Genomic DNA, 22757 nt, shown 5'->3' with positions numbered 1-22757 from the left:
GTTGTGACAAAAAATGACACCCTTGAAAATCAATGCCTTGGAAAACCTTGCTGATTCGGGACCGTGCAAAATGCGCGACTGCCGCCAATCCATCAGGTGTTCTGCATTCTTGTAACGGGGCCAGCCGGCAAGGCATGATTCGGTCATGACGCTTGCCGACGACGCTGCCCAGACACCCCTCACCGCCGACACCGTGCTGCGCTACCACCTGTGCTGGAAGCATCGCGACCTCGACGGCGTGATCGCGCTTTACCACCCCGATATCCAGTACCACGACTTTTTCCAGAACCGCGTGCTCGGTTACCAGGAACTGCGCGACTACGTACGCGCCTGCCTGCCCCATGAAGCTGGCGAAGACATCGTCCACAGCGACCGCATCCGCGTCGATGGCTGCACCGCGTTCATCCAGTACCAGGTCACGGTGCAGGGCGGCGACGGTCTGGTGGCGTTCCAGTCCAGCGAGGCGATCACCGTCAAGGACGGGCTGATCTGGCGGGTCAACGAATACGCCACCCTGGTGCGCCAGAACGGCAACGGCCGGGCCAGCAGCGGGCCGCGCCCGGCCACCAGCCGCCTGGGCCTGTCACCCCGGCAGCTGTCGACCATGGCCCAAGACCTGGAGCACTACTTCCAGCGCCAGCGCCCGTACCTGGACCCGGAGCTGGACCTGCAGCAGGTAGCAGCGGCCAGTGGCTATAGCCGTAACCAGATTTCCTACCTGCTGAACCAGGTGCTGGGGCAAAGCTTCTACCGCTACGTCAACCAGGCGCGCCTGCAGCACCTGATGGCCAGCCTCGACGATGACAGCGTCGAAGCGCCGATCGACGACCTGGCCTTCAGCGCCGGCTTCAACTCGCTGTCGGCGTTCTACAAATGCTTCCGCGAACACACCGGGCTCACGCCCAAGGCCTACCTGAAGCAAATTTCCCTGCGTGCACGCACGTAAGACAGCGGCCCACTCACACCACTAGGATCGCCCACAGACCTTGACGGATGTGGAGCCGAACCCGATGCAACCCCTGCGCACGCTCAGCTTGTGGATGGACCAGCTCGACGAGCCGTTGTGTGCCCGCCCGGCGCTGCGCGACGATCTGGACGCGGACGTGTGCATCATCGGTGCCGGCTACACCGGCCTGTGGACCGCCTACTACCTCAAGCGCCAGGCGCCACAGCTGAACATCGCGGTCATCGACGCAAACATCGCCGGCTTCGGCGCCTCCGGGCGCAACGGCGGCTGGCTGATGGGCAACCTGCTCGGCGAAGACCGCCTGCTCGCCAGCCTGTCACCGCAACAACGCCGCGCCAGCATCGACCTGCTGCACGGCATTCCCGATGAAGTGCACAGCGTGCTGCAGCGCGAAGGCATCGGCTGCGACTACCGCAAAGGCGGCGTGCTGTACTGCGCCGCGCGCTACCCGGAACAGGAACGCAGCCTGCGCGCCTACCTCGACGACCTGTATCGCCAGGGCATGACCGAGGACGATTACCGCTGGTTGCGCCCCGAGCAACTGGACGCCCAGCTGCGGGTCAGCAATGCCTATGGCGCCATCTACAGCCCGCACACCGCAACCATCCAGCCGGCCAAACTGGTGCGCGGCCTGGCCCGGGCGGTGGAAGCGCTGGGCGTGCCGATCTACGAGAACACCCCGGCCATCGACTGGCAACCCGGCGAAGTTCGTACTCCGCTGGCGCGCATTCGCTGCCAGTGGAGTGTGCCCGCCGTCGAAGGCTACGCCGCCAGCCTGCCGCCACTGGGCAAACATCAACTGCCGGTACAGAGCCTGCTGGTGGCCACCGAGCCGTTGCCGGAATCCACCTGGGAGCAGATCGGCCTGAACCAGGGCCAGGCCTTCAGCGAGAGCAGCCGCCAGGTCACCTATGGCCAGCGCACCGCCGACAACCGCCTGGTGTTCGGCGCCCGCGGTGGCTACCGCTTCGGTGGCCGCCTGCGCGAAAACTTCAACCTCGACGAGCAGGAAATCGAGCTGCGCCGCTACCTGTTCAGCGAGCTGTTCCCGCAACTGAAACACGTGCGCATTACCCACTCGTGGGGCGGCAACCTGGGCATGGCACGGCGTTTCCGCCCGCATATGCTCTGTGACCGCCAGCGCGGCATTGCCCTGGCCGGCGGCTACGGTGGTGAAGGTGTCGGTGCCACCAACCTGGGCGGGCGCACCCTGGCGGCGCTGATCCTTAACCAGCACAACGAACTGACCGCGCAACCCTGGGTACTCGACAACCGACCTGTTTCGAGCCTGGCCAGCTGGCCACCCGAGCCCTGCCGCTGGCTGGGCTACAACGCGATCATCCAGAGTTTCGTCCACGAGGACCGGACCCTCGCCAACCCCGCCAGTGCGCCGTGGAGGCGGCGGCTGGCCAGTAATCTTGCGGACTTCATGGAAGGCTTCATGCACTGACTTCCCTTTTTCCCGACACAGGATTTACCGGCCATGAGCATCACCCAGTTCAAGAACACCGACAGCGCCGTGCTCGATAGCTCCAACCCCGTTGCGGTACCGCTTGGCGAGCCCGTGGCAGTGACTTCGGTCACCTGCGTGGAACGCAGCGACGGCGTCGAAACCGGCATCTGGGAGTGCACCCCCGGGCGCTGGCGGCGGCAGATCGTGCAACAGGAGTTCTGCCATTTCATCAAGGGCCGCTGCACGTTCACCCCCGACGGTGGCGAGCCCCTGCTCATAGAAGCCGGAGACGCATTGATGCTACCGGCCAACAGCACCGGCACCTGGGACATCCAGGAGACCGTGCGCAAGACCTACGTACTTATCTTCTGATCCGCTGATCGCCTGCCTTCGATAACAACAGACAAAGCAAGGTAACCCCGACATGCGCACGCTTCTTCTCGCCCCCCTGATGCTGGCCGCAAGCTTCGCCGGCGCCGCCGAAACGGTGAAGATCTACAACTGGTCCAGCTATGTAGCCCCTGACACGCTGAAGAACTTCCAGCAAGCCAGCGGCATCGTGCCCACCTACGACGTGTACGACAGCAACGAAACCCTCGACGGCAAGCTGATGACCGGCAACTCCGGCTACGACGTGGTGTTCCCCTCCAACCACTTCATGGCCCGGCAGATCCAGGGCAAGGCCTTGAAGCGCCTGGACAAGTCGCAGCTGCCCAACTGGCACAACCTCAACCCTGTGCTGCTCAAGGCGCTGGAGGTGAACGACCCGGGCAACCAGTACGGCTTCCCGTACCTGTGGGGCAGCACCGGCATCGGCTACAACATCGACAAGGTCAAGGCGGTGCTGGGCGACAACGCGCCGCTGGATTCGTGGGACCTGATCTTCAAGCCCGAGTACATGAGCAAGCTGAAAAGCTGCGGCGTCGCCGTGCTGGACAACGGCCCCGAGCTGCTGCCGATCGCCCTGCACTACCTGGGCCTGCCACACCACAGCCAGAACCCGGCGGACTACGACAAGGCCAAGGCGCTGCTGATGCAGGTGCGGCCGTACATCAGCTACTTCCACTCATCGAAGTACACCGGTGACCTGGCTAACGGCGATATCTGCGTGGTGGTGGGCTTCTCGGGGGATGTGCTGCAGGCGAAGAACCGTGCTGAAGAAGCGAAGAACGGGGTGAAGGTGGGTTACTCGATACCCAAGGAAGGTGCGCCGATGTGGTTCGACATGGTCGCCATGCCGGCCGATGCGCCGGATGAGAAGGCCGGGTATGCCTACATGAATTACCTGCTGCAGCCGGAAGTGATGGCCAACATCAGCAACCACGTGCAATACGCCAACGGCAACCTCAAGGCGGACGGGCTGGTGGAGCCGGCGATGAAGGGTAATACGATGATTTACCCGAGCGAGGAAGTGATGGGCAAGCTGTATGCGCTGGAGGCAATGCCGGCGAAGATCGACCGCATCAGGACCCGGATCTGGACCAGTATCAAAGCAGGGAACTGAGCGCGGCCGTAGTGCAGTCCCTGTGGGAGCGGGTTCACCCGCGAATGCGTTGGTAAATTCAACATCGCATTCGCGGGTAAACCCGCTCCCACAGGGGTCAGGAGCAGGCCCTGAAAATCAGGAGCAGACTTCCCGAATCAGTGGTGCTCGCGGGTAGCGCGGAACTTGATGTCCGGCCAGCGCTCTTCCATCAGCGCCAGGTTGACCCGGGTCGGCGCCAGGTAGGTCAGGTGCCCGCCACCGTCGATGGCCAGGTTTTCCATCGCCTTGTTCTGGAATTCCTCAAGCTTCTTCTTGTCGTCGCAGCTGATCCAGCGCGCCGACCACACGGTGATTGGCTCGTAGGCACACTCGACCTTGTACTCTTCCTTCAGGCGGCTGGCGACCACGTCGAACTGCAGCACACCGACCGCACCCAGGATGATGTCGTTGCTGCGCTCGGGGAAGAACACCTGGGTCGCACCTTCTTCGGCCAGCTGTTGCAGGCCCTGGCGCAGCTGCTTGGATTTGAGCGGGTCTTTCAGGCGTACGCGGCGGAACAGTTCCGGGGCGAAGTGCGGGATACCGGTGAAGCCCAGCGCCTCGCCTTCGGTGAAGGTGTCGCCGATCTGGATGGTGCCGTGGTTGTGCAGGCCGATGATGTCGCCGGCAAAGGCCTCTTCCAGCTGCTCACGTTCGGACGAGAAGAAGGTCAGCGCATCGCCGATGCGCAGGTCCTTGTTCAGGCGTACATGGCGCATCTTCATGCCTTTTTCGTACTTGCCCGAGCAAATGCGCATGAAGGCGATGCGGTCGCGGTGTTTCGGGTCCATGTTCGCCTGGATCTTGAACACGAAGCCGGTGAACTTCTCTTCCACAGGCTCCACGGTACGCTCGTGGGCCACGCGGCCAAGCGGGCGCGGTGCCCAGTCGACGACCGCGTCGAGCACGTGGTCGACACCGAAGTTGCCCAGTGCAGTACCGAAGAACACCGGGGTCAGCTGACCGTTGATGAACTCATCCTGGTCGAACTCGTGGCAGGCACCCTGCACCAGCTCCAGCTGCTCAACGAACGCGTCGTACTGGTCGCCCAGGTGGGCGCGGGCTTCGTCCGAGTCCAGCTTCTGGATGATCTTGGCTTCGGTGCGCTCGTGGCCGTGGCCCGGGGTGTAAACGATGATGTAGTCACCGGTCAGGTGGTACACACCTTTGAAGTCGCGGTAGCAACCGATCGGCCAGGTGATCGGCGCGGCCTTGATCTTCAGCACGGCTTCGATCTCGTCGAGCAGTTCGATCGGGTCGCGGATGTCACGGTCGAGTTTGTTGATGAAGCTGACGATTGGCGTGTCACGCAGGCGGCACACGTCCATAAGGGCGATGGTCCGCGGCTCTACACCTTTACCGCCGTCGAGCACCATCAGCGCCGAGTCCACCGCGGTCAGGGTGCGGTAGGTGTCTTCCGAGAAGTCTTCGTGGCCGGGGGTGTCGAGCAGGTTGATCATGTGCTCGCGGTACGGGAACTGCATCACCGAGGTGGTGATGGAGATGCCGCGCTGCTTCTCCATTTCCATCCAGTCGGAGGTGGCGTGGCGGTCGGACTTGCGCGACTTCACGGTACCGGCGACAGCAATGGCCTTGCCCATCAGCAGCAGCTTCTCGGTGATGGTGGTCTTACCGGCGTCGGGGTGGGAAATGATTGCGAAAGTGCGGCGCTTCGCGACTTCGGCGGCCTGGTTGGTCATGGGAAATCGCCTGACTGGGGGATTTAAAAGGGGCGATATCATACCTGAAGTTGAGCCTGGACCAAAACCTGAGGAATGAATGGCGCCTGTACCGGCCTCTTCGCGGGTAAACCCGCTCCTACACAGATTGCGAATGCCATGCGGTCCTTGTAGGAGCGGGTTCACCCGCGAAAGGGCCGGACCTGCCGCAACAAATTCACCAAACAATCGCTTTATCACGATAAAAGGCCACAGGGCAGTTAATTCAACGCCTGCAGCGAATTAACCCGCTGTTTTTTCTCGCCAATTTCCCACCCGCCCAGTGATTAACGCTGGCCAAATGCCGCCTTAGATGGGAACCTTTACGCCCACGGAGACGTCCACTCCCCTGCAACCCGCTTCGGTTGGGGACTGGTTTCATCAGCAATTTCGGGCCCGACGGGGTTTGGCTCATGGCCTGATCGCAGCCTTCGGCATGCATCACGCTGCTACTCGCGAACACACCAACCGCCGCCAGCACTGGCCGGCAAAAAAGAAGTGTGCTCGCCGACAACACAAGGAGTCCGCCTGTGGCTAAACGCTACGGTAAAGGGCTGTTGGGATGCGCCACCGTGCTCGTCATCCTGGCCCTGCTGATCCACTGGATCGGCATCGACACGATCGCGCGTTATCGCGACGATCTTGGGTTCTATCTGCAAGCGCACCTGGTACTGGTGCTGGCTTCGATGGCGGCGGCGCTGGCCGTGGGCATCCCCGCCGGCATTGCACTCAGTCGACCGCACCGGGTCGACAAAGCCGAGCGCTTCATGCAGTTCTTCAACGTTGGCAACACCATTCCCCCCCTGGCCGTTCTGGCCATCGCCCTGAGTATCCTGGGCATCGGCGCCGGGCCTGCGATCTTCGCGTTGTTCCTCGCCTCCCTCCTGCCCATCGTGCGCAACACCTACGAGGGCCTGAAAAACGTCCCCGCCTCGCTCAAGGAAGCCGCCACCGGCATCGGCATGACCCCGCGCCAGCAACTCTGGCAGGTGGAGCTGCCCAATGCCGTGCCGATCATTGTCGGCGGTGTACGCGTGGCCCTGGCGTTGAACGTGGGTACCGCGCCGCTGGCATTCCTGATCGGTGCCAACAGCCTGGGTAGCCTGATCTTCCCCGGCATCGCCCTGAACAACCAGCCACAGTTGCTGCTGGGTGCCGCCTGCACCGCGCTGCTGGCACTGGTGCTGGATGCGGCGGTGAGTTTCTCCAGCAAGCGCTGGCTGGAACGTGGCCTGGCCCAATAAGGATAGGGAACGTATGAAGAAGAGAATCGCCTTGCTGCTGGGCGCGGCCCTGCTGTTTGCAGGAGTTGCCCAGGCAGCGGAAAAACCGCTGGTGCGCATCGGCGCCCGGGTATTTACCGAACAGACCGTGCTCGCCGAAATCACTGCGCAATACCTGCGTGCCAACGGCTTCGATGTGCGCGTTACCACCGGCCTTGGCAGCAACATCGCGCGCCAGGCCCAGGAAACCGGCCAGCTCGACCTGATGTGGGAATACACCGGCGTGTCGCTGGTGTCGTATAACCACATCGACGAGCGTATGCCCAATGCCGAAGCCACGTTCGCCCGGGTGAAGGCGCTGGATGCGAAAAAAGACCTCATCTGGCTGACCCCGTCGAAGTTCAGCAATACCTATGCGCTGGGCCTGCCCAAGCAGGTGGCCGAGGCCTACCCGCACATCAATACCATCAGCGACCTCAACCAGGTGCTGCGTGACGAAAGCCAGCGCACCCACCTGGTGGCGCTGGACACCGAGTTCGCCAACCGCCCCGATGGCCTGGTCGGCTTGCGCGAGATGTACGAACTGCCACTGGACCGGCGCAATATCCGCCAGATGGACGGCGGCCTGGTCTACACCGCCATGCGCAACAACCAAGTGTTCGCCGGCCTTGTCTACACCACCGACGGCCGCCTGAGTGCGTTCAACCTCAAGCTGCTGGAAGACGACAAGCACTACTTCCCCGACTACACCGCAGCGCCAGTGGTACGCAAGGCCGTGCTCGACGCCAACCCGCAACTGGCCGGCCTGCTCAAGCCGCTGGCCGAGCAGCTGGACGACGAAACCATGCGCCAGCTCAACGCCAAGGTCGATGTCGAGCACCAGAACCCGACCGCCGTGGCCGCCGCCTTCTTGCGTGAGCACCCATTGAACAGTGAGGGCCAGCCATGAACCTGATCGATACCTTCAACCACCTGGACTGGGCCCAGGTGCTGCACCTGACCTGGCAGCACATCATGCTGGTTGGCGTGGCCGTGGGCCTGGCGATTCTGGTCGGGGTGCCGCTGGGCATCCTCATGACCCGCTTCCCGGCCTTTGCCGGCCCGTTGCAGGCCAGCGCCACGGTGCTGCTGACCATCCCTTCGATTGCCCTGTTCGGCCTGTTGCTGCCGTTCTACTCGAAGTTTGGCCAGGGGCTTGGCCCGCTCCCGGCGATTACCGCGGTGTTCCTGTATTCGCTGCTGCCGATCATGCGCAACACCTACCTGGCCCTGACCAATGTCGAGCCCGGCATCCGTGAAGCCGCACGCGGCATCGGCATGACCTTCGGCCAGCGCCTGCGCATGGTCGAGCTGCCCATCGCCGTGCCGGTGATCCTGGCCGGCGTGCGCACCGCCGTGGTGATGAACATCGGCGTCATGACCATTGCCGCCACTATCGGCGCCGGCGGCCTTGGCGTGCTGATTCTTACCTCCATCAGCCGCAGCGACATGTCGATGCTGCTGGTCGGCGCCGTACTGGTCAGCCTGCTGGCGATCATTGCCGACCTGCTGCTGCAAACCCTGCAACGTGCCCTGACTCCAGAAGGACTGCGCTCATGATCGAACTGAAGAACCTCAGCAAAACCTTCAACGTCAACGGCAAGGACGTCAAAGCCGTCGACTCGGTAAGCCTCACCGTCAACGAAGGGGAAATCTGCGTGTTCCTCGGCCCTTCGGGCTGCGGCAAGAGCACCACGCTGAAAATGATCAACCGCCTGATCGCGCCCACCTCCGGCCAGGTCTTCATCAATGGCGAAGACACCACCGGCCTGGACGAAGTGACCTTGCGCCGGCACATCGGCTACGTGATCCAGCAGATCGGCCTGTTCCCCAACATGACCATCGAGGAAAACATCACCGTGGTGCCACGCCTGCTCGGCTGGGACAAGCAGAAATGCCACGAGCGTGCCCGCGAGCTGATGCACATGATCAAGCTGGAGCCCAAGCAGTACCTGCAGCGCTACCCGCGCGAGCTGTCCGGTGGCCAGCAGCAGCGTATCGGCGTGATCCGTGCCCTGGCCGCAGAAGCGCCAGTGTTGTTGATGGACGAGCCGTTCGGTGCGGTCGACCCGATCAACCGCGAGATGATCCAGAACGAGTTCTTCGAGATGCAACGGGCGCTGAACAAGACCGTGATCATGGTCAGCCACGACATCGACGAAGCGATCAAGCTGGGCGACAAGATTGCCATCTTCCGTGCCGGCAAGCTGCTGCAGCTGGACCACCCGGATACCTTGCTGGCGCACCCGGCGGATGAGTTCGTGAGCAACTTCGTTGGCCAGGACAGCACCCTGAAGCGCCTGCTGCTGGTACGCGCCGAAGATGCAGCAGACAACGCCCCGGCGGTAAGCCCGGAAACACCGGTAAGCGATGCGCTGGAGCTGCTCGACGAGCACGACCGCCGTTACGTGGTGGTGACCGATGCACAGAACAAGGCGCTGGGCTATGTACGCCGGCGTGACATGCATCGCCAGCAAGGCACTTGTGGCGATTTCCTGCGCCAGTTCAATGCCACGGCTTCGCACGATGAGCATTTGCGCATCCTGCTGTCGCGCATGTACGAGTTCAACCGCGCGTGGTTGCCCGTGCTGGATGCCGAGCAGGTGTTCCTGGGCGAGGTGACGCAGGAGTCGATTGCGGCTTACCTGAGCTCGGGGCGCTCGCGTGGGGCCAAGACCAGCATTGTCTCGCCGGCTGAGGCGGTCGTGTCCTGATCCGAAGGCCTCTTCGCGGGTAAACCCGCTCCCACAGGGTCTGCGCAAGGCTCAAGACCTGCTCGGTACCTGTGGGAGCGGGTTCACCCGCGAAGCAGGCGATACGGTGTCAGAACCCTACACTGGCCTGCACATAAAAGGTCCGCGGCTCACCCACATAAATGCCGGCATTGTTGTCGCTGGAGCGGGTGAAGTACTGCTTGTCGAACAGGTTCTTCACCCCCGCCGCCAGCTTCAGGTTGGACATGTCTGCCCCGAACTCATACCCACCACGCGCATGCCAGGTCACGTAACCCGGAATGTCACCATACTGCCCATCGGCACTCGGCTCGGTAATGTAGTCTCCATTGAAGCTGCCATCGGCATTGATCCCGGTCCCCGGCGCACGCTGCTTGGATTGGGCGTAGGCATCCAGGTTCCAGGTCCAGCGGTTGACCGCGTAACGCACCCCGGCAGTGGCCACCTGGCGTGAATAGAACGGCAGGTCACGGCCCTTGAAGCCCGGAATGTCCCCTTCATAAGTGGCACGGGTATAGGTGTAGCCACCGCTCACCGACAACCCGTCCAGGCGCGGGTCCAACCCGGCCAGGTCATAACGCACCGAGGCTTCGATACCCTGGTGCTTGGTTGCGCCAAGGTTGGTCCAGCCGACGTCGTTGCTGATGTATTGCAGCTCGTCATCGAAGTCGATGTAGAACGCAGTCAGCTCGCCGGCAAAGCCGCCATCGTCATAACGGGTACCGATTTCGTAGGTCTTGGCCTTCTCCGGCTCCAGGCCGTTGGCCGTACTGTCGCCAGCACCGCCCTGGCCCAGCTGGAAGTACTGCAGGCTGCCGAACGAAGTCTCGTAGTTGGCGAACACCTTCCACGCATCGGAGATGTGGTACATCACGCTCAGCGCCGGCAGTGGCTCGTTGCTGGTGATGCTGCGGTTTTTCTCCGGCACCGGGCGGTTGTTGGCGTCCAGCACCGGGCGGTCGCGCCAGTCGGTGTTGATGTGCTCGAAACGAATGCCCGGGGTAATGGTCCAGTTGCCGACGTCGATCTTGTCGTCGATGTAATAGGCGCTGGCCTCGGTGCCGCCACTGCGGTCCTGGAACACGTGGCCATCGGAAGTCGGGGTAGGCGTCGGTACGTTGTCGATCAGCGCCAGGCGGGTCGACTGCTCGCGCATCGCTTCCTTCAGGTAGCGGTAACCGACGCTGACTTCCTGGGTGGTCGGGCCGGCGAAAAAGATTCGCGACAGCCGTGGCTCGATGGCGAAGGTGTGGTAGTTGCGCGGGTACGACGACAGGGTCTTCATGTCACGCGCAGCAATGGCGCTGCCGCGGAAACTGTCGGTGTAGTAGGTCAGCACTTCGAACTGGGTGGCATCGTCGAGCTGGCGTTGCCACTTGAACGACACGTCCTTGCGCCGGCCAGCGAAGTAGTCGTAGTCGCGCAGCGACTGGTACGGGCTGCTGTCGTACTGGGCCTGGGTCAGGCCACCGGGCATGTCGGCACGGCCATCGTAGTAGTGGAAGTTGAGCCAGAACTCGTCGACATCCGTCGGCGCCCAGTGGGTCTTGAGGATGACGTCGTCGATGTCGTTGCCGTTGTTGCTTTCGCGGTAGCCGTTACCGTTCACACCGGTGTACAGCAGCGCCACACCCATGCCGTTGTCTGCCGTGCCGCCAACGAAGGCCGACTCGGTGTGCTTCCAGCCACCACGCTGAGACGTTTCCAGGGTGGTGGACAGTTCCGCCGAGGCTTTCTCAGGAATCGCCCGGGTAACGAAGTTGATCACCCCGCCGACGTTCTGCGGGCCATAGCGCACGGAGCCTGCGCCACGCACCACGTCGATGCTGTCGAGGTTGCCCGAGGAAATCGGCGCCATCGACAACTGCGGCTGGCCATACGGCGCGAAGGCGGCCGGTATGCCGTCGATCAGCACCGTGGAGCGCGGCGACAGGCGCGAGGTCAAGCCACGCACGCCGACGTTCAGCGACAGGTCGCTGCCACCGGTGCCGTTGGAGTCCTGCACCTGCACGCCCGGGATGCCGCGCAGCACATCGCGCACGTTCATCGCGCCCTTCTCAACCATCGCCTCGCGGCGTACCACGGTGCGCGCGCCAGGGTGGTTCTGCACCACGCTCTGCTGGGCATCGCCCAGCCAGTCACCGACCACCTTGATGTCGGTGGGCGCCAGTTCCAGGCTGCCGGTGGTGAGCGTGCCATCGGCCTGGGCCGGCTTGACCACCACGGTGCCCTGGGACATCTCGTAGGTCAGGCCGCTGCCTTGCAGCAACTGCTGCAGGGCCTGCTCGGGCGCCAGCTGGCCGGACACTGCCGGGGCCGGCTTGCCAGCCACCAGTTCAGGGCTGAAGAACAGTTGCAGGTTGGTCTGCTGGCCAAGCTGGTTCAACGCCGAAGCCAACGGCTGGGCCTGAATCTGGATGGTACCGGCGGCCTGCGCGGCCTGGCTGTTGACGGCAACGGCACTGACCGCCAGGGCCAGCGCCAGGGCGCGGAAGCGTGGGAAGGGTTTGTTGTTGTTCACGTCGTCAAAACATCCTGGAATGCGGAATAAACGCCAACCGCGTGCAAATGGAAATGCTTGGCAGTTGCAGCTGGCGAGGAAGACGAACGAGCGGAAAAAAACCTGAATCTATTTCGCAATTATTTCGCGAGAGCCGTCTTCATGGGCCTTGATGGCCACCGGCAGGATGCTCGGCAAGGCACGCAGCAGGGCGTCGGTGTCGTCGGTATTGAAGGTGCTGGACAGGCGCAACTGGGCAACCTTGCCCGGGGCGACCCGCAATGGCTGGCTGCGGTAGCGCGAGGCTTCTGCCACGACTTCGGCGAGGGTGGCGTTGTCGAACACCAGTTTGCCCTGGCGCCAGGCGGTCAAGGCGCCGGTATTGACCGGATACGGCGCAGCCACCAGGCCTTGCGCATTGATATGCGACCCCTGCCCTGCCGTAAGCTGCGCCAGCGAAGTGCCTTGGCCCTGTACCCGCACCGAGCCCTGCTCCACCGCCACCCGGGTGTTGGCCGGGTCCAGGCGCACGTCGAAGCGGGTGCCGGTGACGGTAACGCTGCCCTGGGCAGTATCGACCACGAAAGGCCTGCTGCTGTCATGGGCGACGCTGAACATCACTTCACCGGCGCTCAGGCGGATATGCCGCTGCCCGGCGCTGAAGTCGACCTGCAATTGCGTGCCGCCATTGAGCTCCAGGTGCGAACCATCTGGCAGTTCGACCTGGCGGCGCTCATTGAACGCGGTGTGCAAGCTGCCCTGATGGTTCAGTTGCTGATAGTGCCAGCCACCCCAGTCCAGGCCCAGCGCCAACATCGCCACACCGGCGGCCAGCGCCTGACGCAGCAAACGCCTGCGTGGCAGCTGCTGTACCGGGTCTGGCTGGCACAGCGCTTCCAGGCGCTGGCGTGGAATGAAGTCGGCGGCCTGCCACACGCGGCAAAGATGCGCGTACTCCTCGCGGTGGCGCTCGTCGCTGGCCAACCAGGCCCGCAACTGTTTCTGCAACCCGGCATCCTTGGGCGCATCCTGCATGCGGACGAACCATGCGGCCGCCTGCTCGCGGACGGTCTCGGTACCGTGCTGTTTCATCGAAAAGGTCTCCTGACTCGTCATGCCGACACGTCCAGCTGCTCACGCAGGTGCCGCAGCGTGCGGATCATATACTTTTCGACCATGTTCTTGCTCAACCCCATGCGCTCGGCGATCTCGGCCTGGGTCAGGCCTTCGAGCTTCTGCCAGATGAACACCTGCCGGCAGTTGAGCGGCAGCTCGGCCAGCGCCCGCTCGACGCTGTCGGCCAGTTCCAGGGCATGTACATACGCTTCCGGGTCGCCGCTGCCCGCCGCGCCGTCATCGAACGCTTCCAGCTCAAGCGCCTGTCGCCGGTCTTCACGGCGGAAACCGTCCACGGCAATGTTACGCGCGGTCTGGTGCAGGTAGGCGCGCGGCTGCTCGACCTGTTCGCGCGGGTTTTCCAGTACCCGGACAAAGGCATCGTGGGTGAGGTCCTCGGCCTGCTGACGACTGCGCAGTTTGCGCGTCCAGGTGCCGATCAGCTCATGGTAATGGTCGAGGAAGCCTTTGGGTCCGGACACGGTCGGGGTCATCAGGGAGGCAGATAAGGGTGCGAATAGTAATGGTTCTCATAAAAACCGGCAATTCCGCCAGTCGGTAACAAAAAATTTATGAGCGATTTCCTGTACGGGGGTACCAGGAAAATGTGGCCATAAATATGAACACCTCTGGCCCCTTCGCGGGTAAACCCGCTCCCACAGGAATAGTGAAAACCCTGTGGGAGCGGGTTTACCCGCGAAGAGGCCAACGCGGTCCATTCCACAATTTTTTACGCTTGAAACATCGCGGGGAACATCAGCCGGTCACACGAGTCGGTTATTCAAATGGCTGGTCGTCGATCCACGCCGATCACGCCCGGATTGCCTGTTGATTCTGCATTCTTCACGCCCTAAAGTGCGCGCCGAACGTCCATGCTGGAAACGATCCATCCGGCTCAAGTACTGAGTAGGCGAACCAAAGTGGGGATACGGAGGACGTTCAGTTTGCAGCCACTTAATCTTTTTGTTTGCCCATGGAGTCCCTGAGCATGTCGATCCAGGTCGAAGACTATTTCGCGCGTGACACCTTCCAGAAAATGAAGGCGTTCGCCGACAAGCAGGAAACCCCGTTCGTACTCATCGACACCCAGATGATCAGCCAGGCCTATGACGACCTGCGCGCCGGTTTCGAATTTGCCAAGGTCTACTACGCGGTCAAGGCCAACCCGGCCGTCGAGATCATCGACCTGCTGAAAGAGAAAGGCTCGAGCTTCGACATCGCCTCGATCTACGAGCTGGACAAGGTGATGGACCGTGGCGTCAGCGCCGACCGTATCAGCTACGGCAACACCATCAAGAAGTCCAAGGACATCCGCTACTTCTATGAGAAGGGCGTGCGCCTGTACGCCACCGACTCCGAAGCCGACCTGCGCAACATCGCCAAGGCCGCACCGGGCTCGAAAGTGTATGTGCGTATCCTGACCGAAGGTTCGACCACTGCCGACTGGCCACTGTCCCGTAAATTCGGCTGCCAGACCGACATGGCCATGGACCTCCTTATCCTCGCCCGCGACCTGGGCCTGGTGCCTTACGGCATTTCCTTCCACGTCGGTTCGCAGCAGCGCGACATCAGCGTGTGGGATGCGGCCATCGCCAAGGTCAAGGTGATCTTCGAGCGCCTGAAGGAAGAAGACGGCATCGAGCTGAAGCTGATCAACATGGGTGGCGGCTTCCCGGCCAACTACATCACCCGTACCAACAGCCTGGAAACCTACGCCGAAGAAATCATTCGCTTCCTGAAGGAAGACTTCGGTGACGAGCTGCCGGAAATCATCCTCGAGCCAGGCCGTTCGCTGATCGCCAACGCCGGTATCCTGGTCAGCGAAGTGGTGCTGGTGGCGCGCAAGTCGCGTACTGCCGTCGAGCGCTGGATCTACACCGATGTGGGCAAGTTCTCCGGCCTGATCGAAACCATGGACGAAGCTATCAAGTTCCCGATCTGGACCGAGAAGAAAGGCGAAGCCGAAGAAGTGGTCATCGCCGGCCCGACCTGCGACAGCGCCGACATCATGTACGAAAACTACAAGTATGGCCTGCCGCTGAACCTGGCCATCGGTGACCGCCTGTACTGGCTGTCGACCGGTGCCTACACCACCAGCTACAGCGCAGTGGAATTCAACGGCTTCCCGCCGCTGAAGGCTTTCTACCTGTAATGCACAACGGGGCCGCAAGGCCCCGTTTTTTTTCAATCTTCCCCGTTGCCGTCAGGCCCAATCAGCTCAAGGATGAACTCACTGGGTTCTGCCTCACTGGGTTCCAGCATTCTCAACAGGTCACTGGGCAAGGTTGCATAGTTCTCCACATCCTCGTAAGGGTGAATCGACCACCAACTGAATGCCTTCACCTTTTTCGTCGTTGATACGACTTCCCGCTTGTTTGCCGAAATGAAACGCGAGTCCAGGGTTTGCAACTTGATCCGGTGAAGGTTCGGGTAGCCTTCATAGTCCAGTTCTTCCCGTATGATGCGGTAGGCCGGCCCCGGTACGGGCATTTCCTCGGCAGCTTCACGCAGTACATTCTTGCCTGCACCGGTAATCTGCCGCCCGGCAGCCGAGCGAAACTCAAAAGCCGTTTCGCCACCGATGTCGGGGTGGGACAGCATGGTAATGGTGAAGCACTCCCCCTCTGTATCGCCGAAGAGCACCTGCAGATAGCCATTTTCATTGATACAGACCGGGTAACGCATAGGCCCCCGGATCAACCACAATCGGCCATGCAGTTGCCGCTCGCCAAAGTCGCTCATGTACTGTTCCTTGAGTTAAGCCATATTGGCTGCAATGAACTTACTCAAGGCAGGAAAGCTGTTTAAGCGGCTGACGCTTCCCAATCATTTGATGGCGCCCGCTTAGGTATCCTCACTCCCCGCGCCGTTCGATTTCCTCGGCATAACGCCCCGCAAAGCCCATGAGCACCGGCCCAGCCCCCTGCAAGGTCACCAACGCAGCACGCAGGAAGTTCATGTTCCCCTCGACCCGCGCCCGCTCCAGCCACTGCCCAGCTTCCACCAGCTGCCCGCGCTCGACCAGCACCAGCGCCAGGCTGAACATCCCACGAAAATCGCCCGCCTCAGCCGAACGCCGGTACCAGCGCACCGCCCGCGCCGGGCTGGGCGCCGTGGCAATGCCCTGCTCCAGGTAACGTCCGTACAAGTTCATCGACTTGGCATGGCCCAACTGCGCCGCCTGCTCGTAACACATCAGCGCCTGCGCCTGGTTGGCCGGCACCCCGCGCCCGGTGGCCAGCAGGTTACCGAGGTTGTACAGGCCCCAATCCAGCCCGGCATCGGCCGCACGGGCATAGTGCACGGCGGCCTGCGAAAGGCTCACCTCACCGCCCCAGCCATGCTCCAGGCAGCGCCCGAGCATGTTGTGCGCCATGGCACTGCCACCCTGTGCGGCAATGCCGAACCAGCGCCGGGCAACACCGGCATCCTCTTCGATGCCACGGCCATCAAGCAGGATCTGCCCCAACAGCAACTGGGCCTCGACCACGCCCTGCCCTGCCGCAGCCAGGATCGCCTGCGCTGCCTTGCCGGGGCTTTCTTCGAGCATCGCCTGCAGGCCGGCAACATCCACCACTTCTTCACGTCGCAACTGATAGGACACGGCTCAGACCTCGGCCCAGCGGCGCAACAGGTTGTGGTAGGTACCCGTCAGCTGCAGCAGCGAAGGATGGTCTGGCACATCGGCAGTCAGTTGCTGGATGGCATTGTCCATCTCGAACAGCAGCGCCCGCTGGCTGTCCTCGCGCACCAGGCTCTGGGTCCAGAAAAATGCAGCAAGGCGCTGGCCGCGGGTCACCGGGTTGACCTTGTGCAGGCTGGTGCCGGGGTACAGCACCAGGTCACCGGCGGCCAGCTTGATCTGCTGCACGCCATAGGTGTCCTGGATCACCAACTCGCCACCGTCGTAGCTGTCCGGGTCGCTGAGGAACAGTGTGGAAGACAGGTCGGTACGCACCCGTTCTGCGCTGCCCTTGGGCTGGCGCAGGGCGTTGTCGATGTGGAAACCGAAATTGCCGCCCTCGCGGTAGCAGTTGATCAGCGGCGGGAACACCTTGTGCGGCAACGCTGCCGACAGGAAGCGCGGGGTTTTCCACAGGCGGTCGATCAGCGCACTGCCGATTTCCTTAGCCAGTGCATGGCCTTCCGGCAACTGCAGGTTGTGCTTGGCCTTGGCCGACTGGTAGCCGGCGGTAACCTTGCCATCGGCCCAGTCGGCCTGCTCCAGCGCCTCGCGGATACGGGCCAGTTCATCAGCGTCGAACAGGCCTGGGATGTGAAGCAGCATGGCGGCAGCACCGTTAGGAAATGTAAAGGCGCCAATGATATTGATTCCCTTTTGCGTGGCACAAGCCCCATTCGCCGCTTAAGACGTTTCAGCTGTGTGAAACCGTAAAGGCAAACTGTAAAGATTGTAAATTCTTCACGAATGGTAACGAGTCTCAATTGTTAGTCACAATTGCTTACATTAAGATCCGCCGCCTCAACACCTTGGGGAAGGTCCTAAGCAATGCGCCAGTCCGTACCATCTGCAGTGAGTTCACCACGCCTGATCGTGTCTGCCATCGGTGTCGCTATCTCTGCTGCTTCCACTGCCCAATTTGCGTTTGCAGCAGAGCAGGCTGATGACTCTGTCATTCTCGACGCAACCAGCGTAAACGCGGCGCAGGATGTCACCAGCTACAAGTCGGACACCGCGAGCTCGAAGAAATACACTGCGCCACTGCGTGAAACACCGAAAAGCGTCACGGTAATCCCACAGCAAGTCATTCGAGACACCGGTGCGACCTCATTGGTGGATGCACTACGTACCACCCCAGGCATCACGTTTGGTGCAGGTGAAGGTGGTAACCCCGCAGGTGACCGCCCCATCATCCGCGGCTTCAACGCCGAGAGTGACGTGTTCGTCGATGGTATGCGCGACGTCGCTTCGCAAAGCCGTGAAATCTTCAACGTTGAATCCATCGAAGTCGCCAAGGGCCCGGGCTCGGCGTTTACCGGTGCAGGATCGACGGGCGGTAGCCTCAACCTGGTCACCAAGACCGCAAAACTTGGCGACAGCTACAACGGCGGATTCACTTGGGGTTCGGACCAGACCAAACGCACCACCCTTGATCTGAATAAACAATTGACGGACACCTCGGCCTTCCGCTTGAACCTGATGAAGCACGAGGCCAATGTTGCTGGTCGCGACGACGTGGATGTGAGCCGCTGGGGTGTGGCACCGTCGTTCGCATTTGGTTTGGGTACCGATACGCGGGTCACAGTGGGTTACTACCACCTGAAAACCGACGATATGCCTGACTACGGCATCCCGCTGAATCGCAGCGCCACGCGCAGCAAGTACGACGTAGACGGGCCCGCTCATGTTGACCGCGACAACTTCTACGGTTTGAACGGTCGCGACTATCGCAAGACCAGCAATGACAGCGGCACGATCCGCATCGAACATGACCTGAACGATAACCTGACCCTGTCCAACAGCTTCCGCATGTCACGTTCAACACTCGACTACATCGTGACAAACCCGGATGACAGCAAAGGTAACGTGGCCAACGGCACGGTCTACCGCGCGACCAAGAACCGTAACTCGACGTCCAAAGGCTGGGTGAACCAGACAGACCTGAGTGCCAAGTTCAATACTGGCTTCATCGAACACAGCCTGGTCACAGGACTGGAGTTCACCTATAGCGACACCCACAACCGTGGCTATGTCATTACCTCCGCCGCTGGTACAGGTACTGTTTGCAACCCGGCCTTGCTGGCTTCAGGCGACTGCACCAGCCTTTACGATCCATCGCCGGATGACGGCTGGTCCGGCACCATCACCGACAGCCAGGCATTCACCGACACCGATACCAAGACCAGCGCTGCCTATGTATTCGACACGCTTACCTTCAACGATCAATGGTCGCTCAACCTGGGCCTGCGTTACGACGATTACCAAACCAAATCAAGTGGATACAGCACGGGTGGCCGTGGCTCCGTTGCCGGGGACTTCTCTCGCGAGAACAATGCGCACCTGTGGAACTACCAGGTTGGCGTGGTTTACAAACCACTGCCCAACGGCAGCATCTACGCTGCATGGTCGACCTCCAGCAACCCGTCGGGCGAAACCGGCGGTAACGGAGGCCTGGAACTGGCAGCCAACAACAGCAACCTTGACCCGGAACGTAACCGCAATTACGAAATCGGCACCAAGTGGGACTTCTTCGACGATAACTTGTCGCTGACAGCTGCTCTGTTCCGCACCGACAAGACCAACGCTCGCGTTACCGATCCTGACAATGCCACCTATCAGGTCCTCGATGGCGAACAACGCGTACAAGGTGTGGAGCTGACTTACGCCGGTAACCTGACCAGCAAGTGGAAGGTTTACGGCGGCTACACCTACATGGAAAGCGAGATCGTGAAAACCTCTACAGCTGCGAACGAAGGCAACCATATGCCTAGTACGCCGCGTAACAACTTCACCTTCTGGTCAACCTACGACATCATTCCGCAGCTGACTGTAGGTGCCGGTGCGACCTTTGTTGACTCGCGCTTCGGGGACGAGGCCAACTCTGTTGAAGTGCCTTCCTACTGGCGCTATGACGCCATGGCTACTTATCGACTGACAAAAAATGTCGATTTGCAGTTGAATGTGCAGAACCTGACCGACAAGCGTTATTTCGATCAGGTATTCGCACCGCATTACGCTCACGTAGCGCCTGGCAGAACTGCACTTATGAGTGCCAACTTCCACTTCTGAGGAAGCTAGCCCGAGCCCCGTTCATTCCCATGAGCGGGGCTTTTGCGTATCAAGGCATAATGCACGCCGCGCAGGTAGCGGCAGCAACTCAAGGTGAAAGACGTGGTGAAGAAGACGCTGTTCCAATTGCACTGGTTCTTTGGCATCACCGCTGGCCTGGTGCTGGCCTTGATGGGCATTACCGGGGCGTTGTATTCGTTCCAGGAAGAACTGCTGCGCGCATTCAATGCCGATGTGCTCAAGGTCGAAGTACGCGCCGAAGGCGTGCTGCCGCCGGCCGAACTGGTGCAGCGGGTCGAAGCCCAGCAGCACGACAAGGTGTCGATGCTGTGGGTGGACGTACGCGAAGGCAACGCCGCACGCATCTTCTTCATGCCGGCACCGGGCGAGCGCCGCGGCCAACTGCGCTATGCCGACCCGTACACCGGCGAACTCAAGGGCGAAGTAGCCGGGCAAGATTTCTTCAACCTCATGCTCACCCTGCACCGCTTCCTGGCCATGGGCGACACCGGCCGGCAGATCACCGGTGCCTGCACCCTGATGCTGGTGTTCTTCTGCCTGTCCGGCCTGTACCTGCGCTGGCCGCGCAAGGCGTTGGACTGGCGCACCTGGCTGACCTTCGACTGGGCCAAGAAAGGCCGCGCCTTCAACTGGGACCTGCACGCCGTGGCTGGCACCTGGTGCCTGCTGTTCTATCTGCTGTTTGCCCTGACCGGGCTGTTCTGGTCCTACGAGTGGTACCGCGAAGGCCTGAACAAGCTGCTGGCCGACGCGCCAGCCGCTGGCCAGCAACAGAAGCGCGGCGAAGGCCGCGGGCGCCACGGGCCGCAGAAGCTCGACAAGGACGCCCCGCCACTGGTGGTCGACTACGACGCCATCTGGGCCAACCTCAAGGACGCCGCCGGCCCTGGCCTTGCTGCCTATAACCTGCGCCTGCCACCGGTTGGTGGCCAGCCGGCCAACCTGTTCTACCTGCTGGAAAACGCCGACCACCCACGCGCCTTCAATACCCTGGTGCTGGACCCGGCCACCGGCCAGGTAAAAAACCACGACCGCTACACCGACAAGTCCTTCAAGGCCCAGTTGCTGCAGAGCGTCTACGCCCTGCACGTTGGCGAGTACTTCGGCCTGCCGGGGCGCATCATTGTCACCGTCGCCAGCCTGACCATGCCGCTGTTCTTCGTCACCGGCTGGTTGCTGTACCTCGACCGCCGCCGCAAGAAGCGCCAGGTGCGTGCCGCCCGTGGCAACGTTGCCAGCAACGGTGGCAGCGGCGACAGCTGGCTGATCGGCTTTGCCAGCCAGAGCGGCTTTGCCGAGCAACTGGCTTGGCAGAGTGCCGGCCAGCTGCAGGCCGCTGGCCTGCCGGTGCAGGTACGCGCGCTGGCCGAGCTGGGTGAAGACGACCTGCGCCAGGCACGCCGTGCGCTGTTCGTGGTCAGCACCTTCGGCGACGGCGAAGCACCCGACAGCGCGCGAGGCTTCGAGCGCAAGGTGCTCGGCCAGCCGTGGGCGCTGAACCACCTCAACTACGCCCTGCTCGCCCTCGGCGACCGCCAGTACCCGCACTTCTGCGGCTTCGCCCGTCGCCTGCAGGCCTGGCTGGGCGAGCGCGGTGCCAGTAGCGCGTTCAGCCCGGTAGAGGTGGACAACGCCGACCAGGCGGCCCTGCAGCAGTGGCAGCAAGAATTGGCGCAACTGACCGGTGCCCAGCCGGTGGCCGCCTGGCAGCCGCCCAGCTTCGGCAATTGGTCGCTGGTAAGCCGCCAACTGCTCAACCCCGGCAGCCAGGGCCAGCCGGTGTATCTTCTGGGCCTCCAGCCGCAAGCGCCGTCCAGCTGGGAGGCCGGCGACTTGGTGGAGATCCTGCCGCTCAATGGGCAGCCGCGCATTGATGCATTCCTTACAGGCATGGCGCTGGACCCAAGTTCCCATGTGCAGGTGAATGGCCTGGACGAAACCCTCGCCCAGGCGCTGGCGGGTCGCCAGCTACCCGTGCGCCGTGACCATCTGATTGGCCTGCAGCCGCAAGCGCTGGTCGATGCATTGGTGCCGATCGGCAGCCGCGAATACTCCATTGCCTCGATAGCCAGTGATGGTGTGCTGGAACTAATCGTGCGCCAGGAACGCCATTCCGATGGCCACCTGGGCCTGGGCTCCGGCTGGCTGACCGAATATCTGCCGTTGAACGGCACGCTGAGCCTGCGCCTGCGCCGCAACAGCGGCTTCCACCTGCCGGAAAGTGCCGCACCGATGATTCTGATCGGCAACGGCACCGGCCTGGCCGGCCTGCGCAGCCTGATCCGGGCGCGGGTGAATGGCGGCGAGCAGCGTAACTGGCTGCTGTTCGGCGAGCGTAACCGGGCGCATGACCTGCTGTGTGGCGACGAGCTGCAAGCCTGGCTGGCCAGCGGCGACCTGGCGCGCCTGGACCTGGCATTTTCGCGGGATCAGGCCGAGAAGGTGTATGTGCAGGATGTGTTGCTGCAGCAGGCCGAGGAATTCAAGCGCTGGGTGGCCGATGGCGCCTGTGTGTATGTCTGCGGCAGCCTGCAAGGGATGGCGGCGGGGGTGGATGCGGCGCTCAACGGCATGCTGGGTGAAGCCGCTGTGCAGCAGTTGATCGAGGATGGGCGGTATCGGCGGGATGTGTATTGATCGGAAATTGATGTAAACAGTGCCGGCCTCTTCGCGGGTAAACCCGCTCCTACAATGATCGCGGTCGTTGTAGGA

General features: G+C 62.1%; 18 protein-coding genes. 11 read left to right on the top strand and 7 right to left on the bottom strand.

Annotated elements, in window-relative coordinates:
- Positions 1 to 145: 145 nt before the first annotated feature.
- The 4 genes from IAE39_RS01415 (at position 146) to IAE39_RS01400 (ending at position 3924) form a co-directional block, all read left to right on the top strand.
- Complete coding sequence (locus IAE39_RS01415; RefSeq protein WP_201198673.1) at positions 146 to 946, top strand: AraC family transcriptional regulator; 801 nt, start codon at positions 146 to 148, stop codon at positions 944 to 946.
- Positions 947 to 1010: 64 nt separating this feature from the next.
- Positions 1011 to 2417 carry an NAD(P)/FAD-dependent oxidoreductase gene (locus IAE39_RS01410; protein WP_201198671.1) on the top strand — a complete coding sequence of 469 codons (1407 nt, stop codon included), beginning with the start codon at positions 1011 to 1013 and terminating at the stop codon, positions 2415 to 2417.
- 33 nt (positions 2418 to 2450) lie between these two features.
- Positions 2451 to 2792 carry a cupin domain-containing protein gene (locus IAE39_RS01405; protein ID WP_201198669.1) on the top strand — a complete coding sequence of 114 codons (342 nt, stop codon included), beginning with the start codon at positions 2451 to 2453 and terminating at the stop codon, positions 2790 to 2792.
- Between the two features lie 52 nt (positions 2793 to 2844).
- Positions 2845 to 3924, top strand: a complete 1080-nt coding sequence (locus tag IAE39_RS01400) for a polyamine ABC transporter substrate-binding protein (RefSeq protein ID WP_201198667.1) — start codon at positions 2845 to 2847, stop codon at positions 3922 to 3924.
- Positions 3925 to 4061: 137 nt separating this feature from the next.
- Here the strand turns inward: IAE39_RS01400 and IAE39_RS01395 are convergent, their stop codons facing one another.
- The gene (locus tag IAE39_RS01395) at positions 4062 to 5645 is read right to left on the bottom strand and encodes a peptide chain release factor 3 (RefSeq protein ID WP_201198665.1); all 1584 of its coding nucleotides are present in this window, start codon (positions 5643 to 5645) and stop codon (positions 4062 to 4064) included.
- 548 nt (positions 5646 to 6193) lie between these two features.
- Between IAE39_RS01395 and IAE39_RS01390 the strand changes: the two genes are divergently transcribed.
- The 4 genes from IAE39_RS01390 to IAE39_RS01375 are packed head-to-tail and all read left to right on the top strand — an operon-like array spanning position 6194 to position 9639.
- Positions 6194 to 6907: an ABC transporter permease gene (locus IAE39_RS01390; RefSeq protein ID WP_043196954.1), complete on the top strand. Its 714-nt coding sequence runs from the start codon at positions 6194 to 6196 to the stop codon at positions 6905 to 6907.
- 13 nt (positions 6908 to 6920) lie between these two features.
- Positions 6921 to 7835 carry a glycine betaine ABC transporter substrate-binding protein gene (locus IAE39_RS01385; protein ID WP_201198663.1) on the top strand — a complete coding sequence of 305 codons (915 nt, stop codon included), beginning with the start codon at positions 6921 to 6923 and terminating at the stop codon, positions 7833 to 7835.
- Positions 7832 to 8485, top strand: coding sequence for an ABC transporter permease (locus IAE39_RS01380; RefSeq protein WP_201198661.1), 654 nt, complete (start codon positions 7832 to 7834; stop codon positions 8483 to 8485). The genes IAE39_RS01385 and IAE39_RS01380 overlap by 4 nt, the downstream gene beginning before the upstream one ends.
- Positions 8482 to 9639, top strand: a complete 1158-nt coding sequence (locus IAE39_RS01375) for an osmoprotectant ABC transporter ATP-binding protein OsmV (RefSeq protein ID WP_201198659.1) — start codon at positions 8482 to 8484, stop codon at positions 9637 to 9639. Before IAE39_RS01380 ends, IAE39_RS01375 begins: the two co-directional genes overlap by 4 nt.
- A gap of 109 nt (positions 9640 to 9748) precedes the next feature.
- Here IAE39_RS01375 and IAE39_RS01370 read toward each other — a convergent pair whose 3' ends face one another.
- The 3 genes from IAE39_RS01370 to IAE39_RS01360 all read right to left on the bottom strand — a co-directional run bounded on the left by IAE39_RS01370 (position 9749) and on the right by IAE39_RS01360 (position 13767).
- Positions 9749 to 12178, bottom strand: coding sequence for a TonB-dependent siderophore receptor (locus IAE39_RS01370; RefSeq protein ID WP_201198658.1), 2430 nt, complete (start codon positions 12176 to 12178; stop codon positions 9749 to 9751).
- Positions 12179 to 12286: 108 nt separating this feature from the next.
- Entirely contained in the window at positions 12287 to 13249 is a 963-nt protein-coding gene (locus IAE39_RS01365) for a FecR family protein (RefSeq protein WP_201198656.1), read from the bottom strand.
- A gap of 20 nt (positions 13250 to 13269) precedes the next feature.
- Positions 13270 to 13767, bottom strand: a complete 498-nt coding sequence (locus IAE39_RS01360) for a sigma-70 family RNA polymerase sigma factor (RefSeq protein WP_201198654.1) — start codon at positions 13765 to 13767, stop codon at positions 13270 to 13272.
- 494 nt (positions 13768 to 14261) lie between these two features.
- Here IAE39_RS01360 and IAE39_RS01355 point away from each other — a divergent pair, with 494 nt between their 5' ends.
- Entirely contained in the window at positions 14262 to 15425 is a 1164-nt protein-coding gene (locus tag IAE39_RS01355) for a type III PLP-dependent enzyme (RefSeq protein WP_201198652.1), read from the top strand.
- A 32-nt stretch (positions 15426 to 15457) separates the two neighbouring features.
- Here the strand turns inward: IAE39_RS01355 and IAE39_RS01350 are convergent, their stop codons facing one another.
- From IAE39_RS01350 to IAE39_RS01340, 3 genes are all read right to left on the bottom strand, one after another.
- Positions 15458 to 16015: a hypothetical protein gene (locus tag IAE39_RS01350; RefSeq protein ID WP_201198650.1), complete on the bottom strand. Its 558-nt coding sequence runs from the start codon at positions 16013 to 16015 to the stop codon at positions 15458 to 15460.
- Positions 16016 to 16127: 112 nt separating this feature from the next.
- Positions 16128 to 16877, bottom strand: a complete 750-nt coding sequence (locus IAE39_RS01345) for a tetratricopeptide repeat protein (protein WP_201198648.1) — start codon at positions 16875 to 16877, stop codon at positions 16128 to 16130.
- Between the two features lie 3 nt (positions 16878 to 16880).
- The gene (locus tag IAE39_RS01340; protein WP_201198646.1) at positions 16881 to 17561 is read right to left on the bottom strand and encodes a Fe2+-dependent dioxygenase; all 681 of its coding nucleotides are present in this window, start codon (positions 17559 to 17561) and stop codon (positions 16881 to 16883) included.
- Positions 17562 to 17783: 222 nt separating this feature from the next.
- Here IAE39_RS01340 and IAE39_RS01335 point away from each other — a divergent pair, with 222 nt between their 5' ends.
- On the top strand, positions 17784 to 20024 hold the full coding sequence (locus IAE39_RS01335) for a TonB-dependent receptor (protein WP_201198644.1): 2241 nt from the start codon (positions 17784 to 17786) through the stop codon (positions 20022 to 20024).
- Between the two features lie 102 nt (positions 20025 to 20126).
- Positions 20127 to 22682, top strand: a complete 2556-nt coding sequence (locus IAE39_RS01330) for a PepSY domain-containing protein (RefSeq protein ID WP_201198642.1) — start codon at positions 20127 to 20129, stop codon at positions 22680 to 22682.
- Positions 22683 to 22757 lie beyond the last annotated feature (75 nt).

The organism is Pseudomonas sp. S37 (assembly GCF_016658545.1).
Taxonomy (GTDB): Bacteria; Pseudomonadota; Gammaproteobacteria; order Pseudomonadales; family Pseudomonadaceae; genus Aquipseudomonas.
This window is presented reverse-complemented; position numbering and strand designations above follow the sequence as displayed.

What these genes read in the sequence shown, in the direction of transcription:
- IAE39_RS01410 (WP_201198671.1), top strand. Translation starts at nt 1,011, where the DNA reads ATGCAACCCCTGCGCACGCTCAGCTTGTGGATGGACCAGCTCGACGAG.
- IAE39_RS01415 (WP_201198673.1), top strand. Translation starts at nt 146, where the DNA reads ATGACGCTTGCCGACGACGCTGCCCAGACACCCCTCACCGCCGACACC.
- IAE39_RS01360 (WP_201198654.1), bottom strand. Translation starts at nt 13,767, where the DNA reads ATGACCCCGACCGTGTCCGGACCCAAAGGCTTCCTCGACCATTACCAT.
- IAE39_RS01385 (WP_201198663.1), top strand. Translation starts at nt 6,921, where the DNA reads ATGAAGAAGAGAATCGCCTTGCTGCTGGGCGCGGCCCTGCTGTTTGCA.
- IAE39_RS01355 (WP_201198652.1), top strand. Translation starts at nt 14,262, where the DNA reads ATGTCGATCCAGGTCGAAGACTATTTCGCGCGTGACACCTTCCAGAAA.
- IAE39_RS01395 (WP_201198665.1), bottom strand. Translation starts at nt 5,645, where the DNA reads ATGACCAACCAGGCCGCCGAAGTCGCGAAGCGCCGCACTTTCGCAATC.
- IAE39_RS01400 (WP_201198667.1), top strand. Translation starts at nt 2,845, where the DNA reads ATGCGCACGCTTCTTCTCGCCCCCCTGATGCTGGCCGCAAGCTTCGCC.
- IAE39_RS01335 (WP_201198644.1), top strand. Translation starts at nt 17,784, where the DNA reads ATGCGCCAGTCCGTACCATCTGCAGTGAGTTCACCACGCCTGATCGTG.
- IAE39_RS01405 (WP_201198669.1), top strand. Translation starts at nt 2,451, where the DNA reads ATGAGCATCACCCAGTTCAAGAACACCGACAGCGCCGTGCTCGATAGC.
- IAE39_RS01365 (WP_201198656.1), bottom strand. Translation starts at nt 13,249, where the DNA reads ATGAAACAGCACGGTACCGAGACCGTCCGCGAGCAGGCGGCCGCATGG.
- IAE39_RS01350 (WP_201198650.1), bottom strand. Translation starts at nt 16,015, where the DNA reads ATGAGCGACTTTGGCGAGCGGCAACTGCATGGCCGATTGTGGTTGATC.
- IAE39_RS01380 (WP_201198661.1), top strand. Translation starts at nt 7,832, where the DNA reads ATGAACCTGATCGATACCTTCAACCACCTGGACTGGGCCCAGGTGCTG.
- IAE39_RS01340 (WP_201198646.1), bottom strand. Translation starts at nt 17,561, where the DNA reads ATGCTGCTTCACATCCCAGGCCTGTTCGACGCTGATGAACTGGCCCGT.
- IAE39_RS01375 (WP_201198659.1), top strand. Translation starts at nt 8,482, where the DNA reads ATGATCGAACTGAAGAACCTCAGCAAAACCTTCAACGTCAACGGCAAG.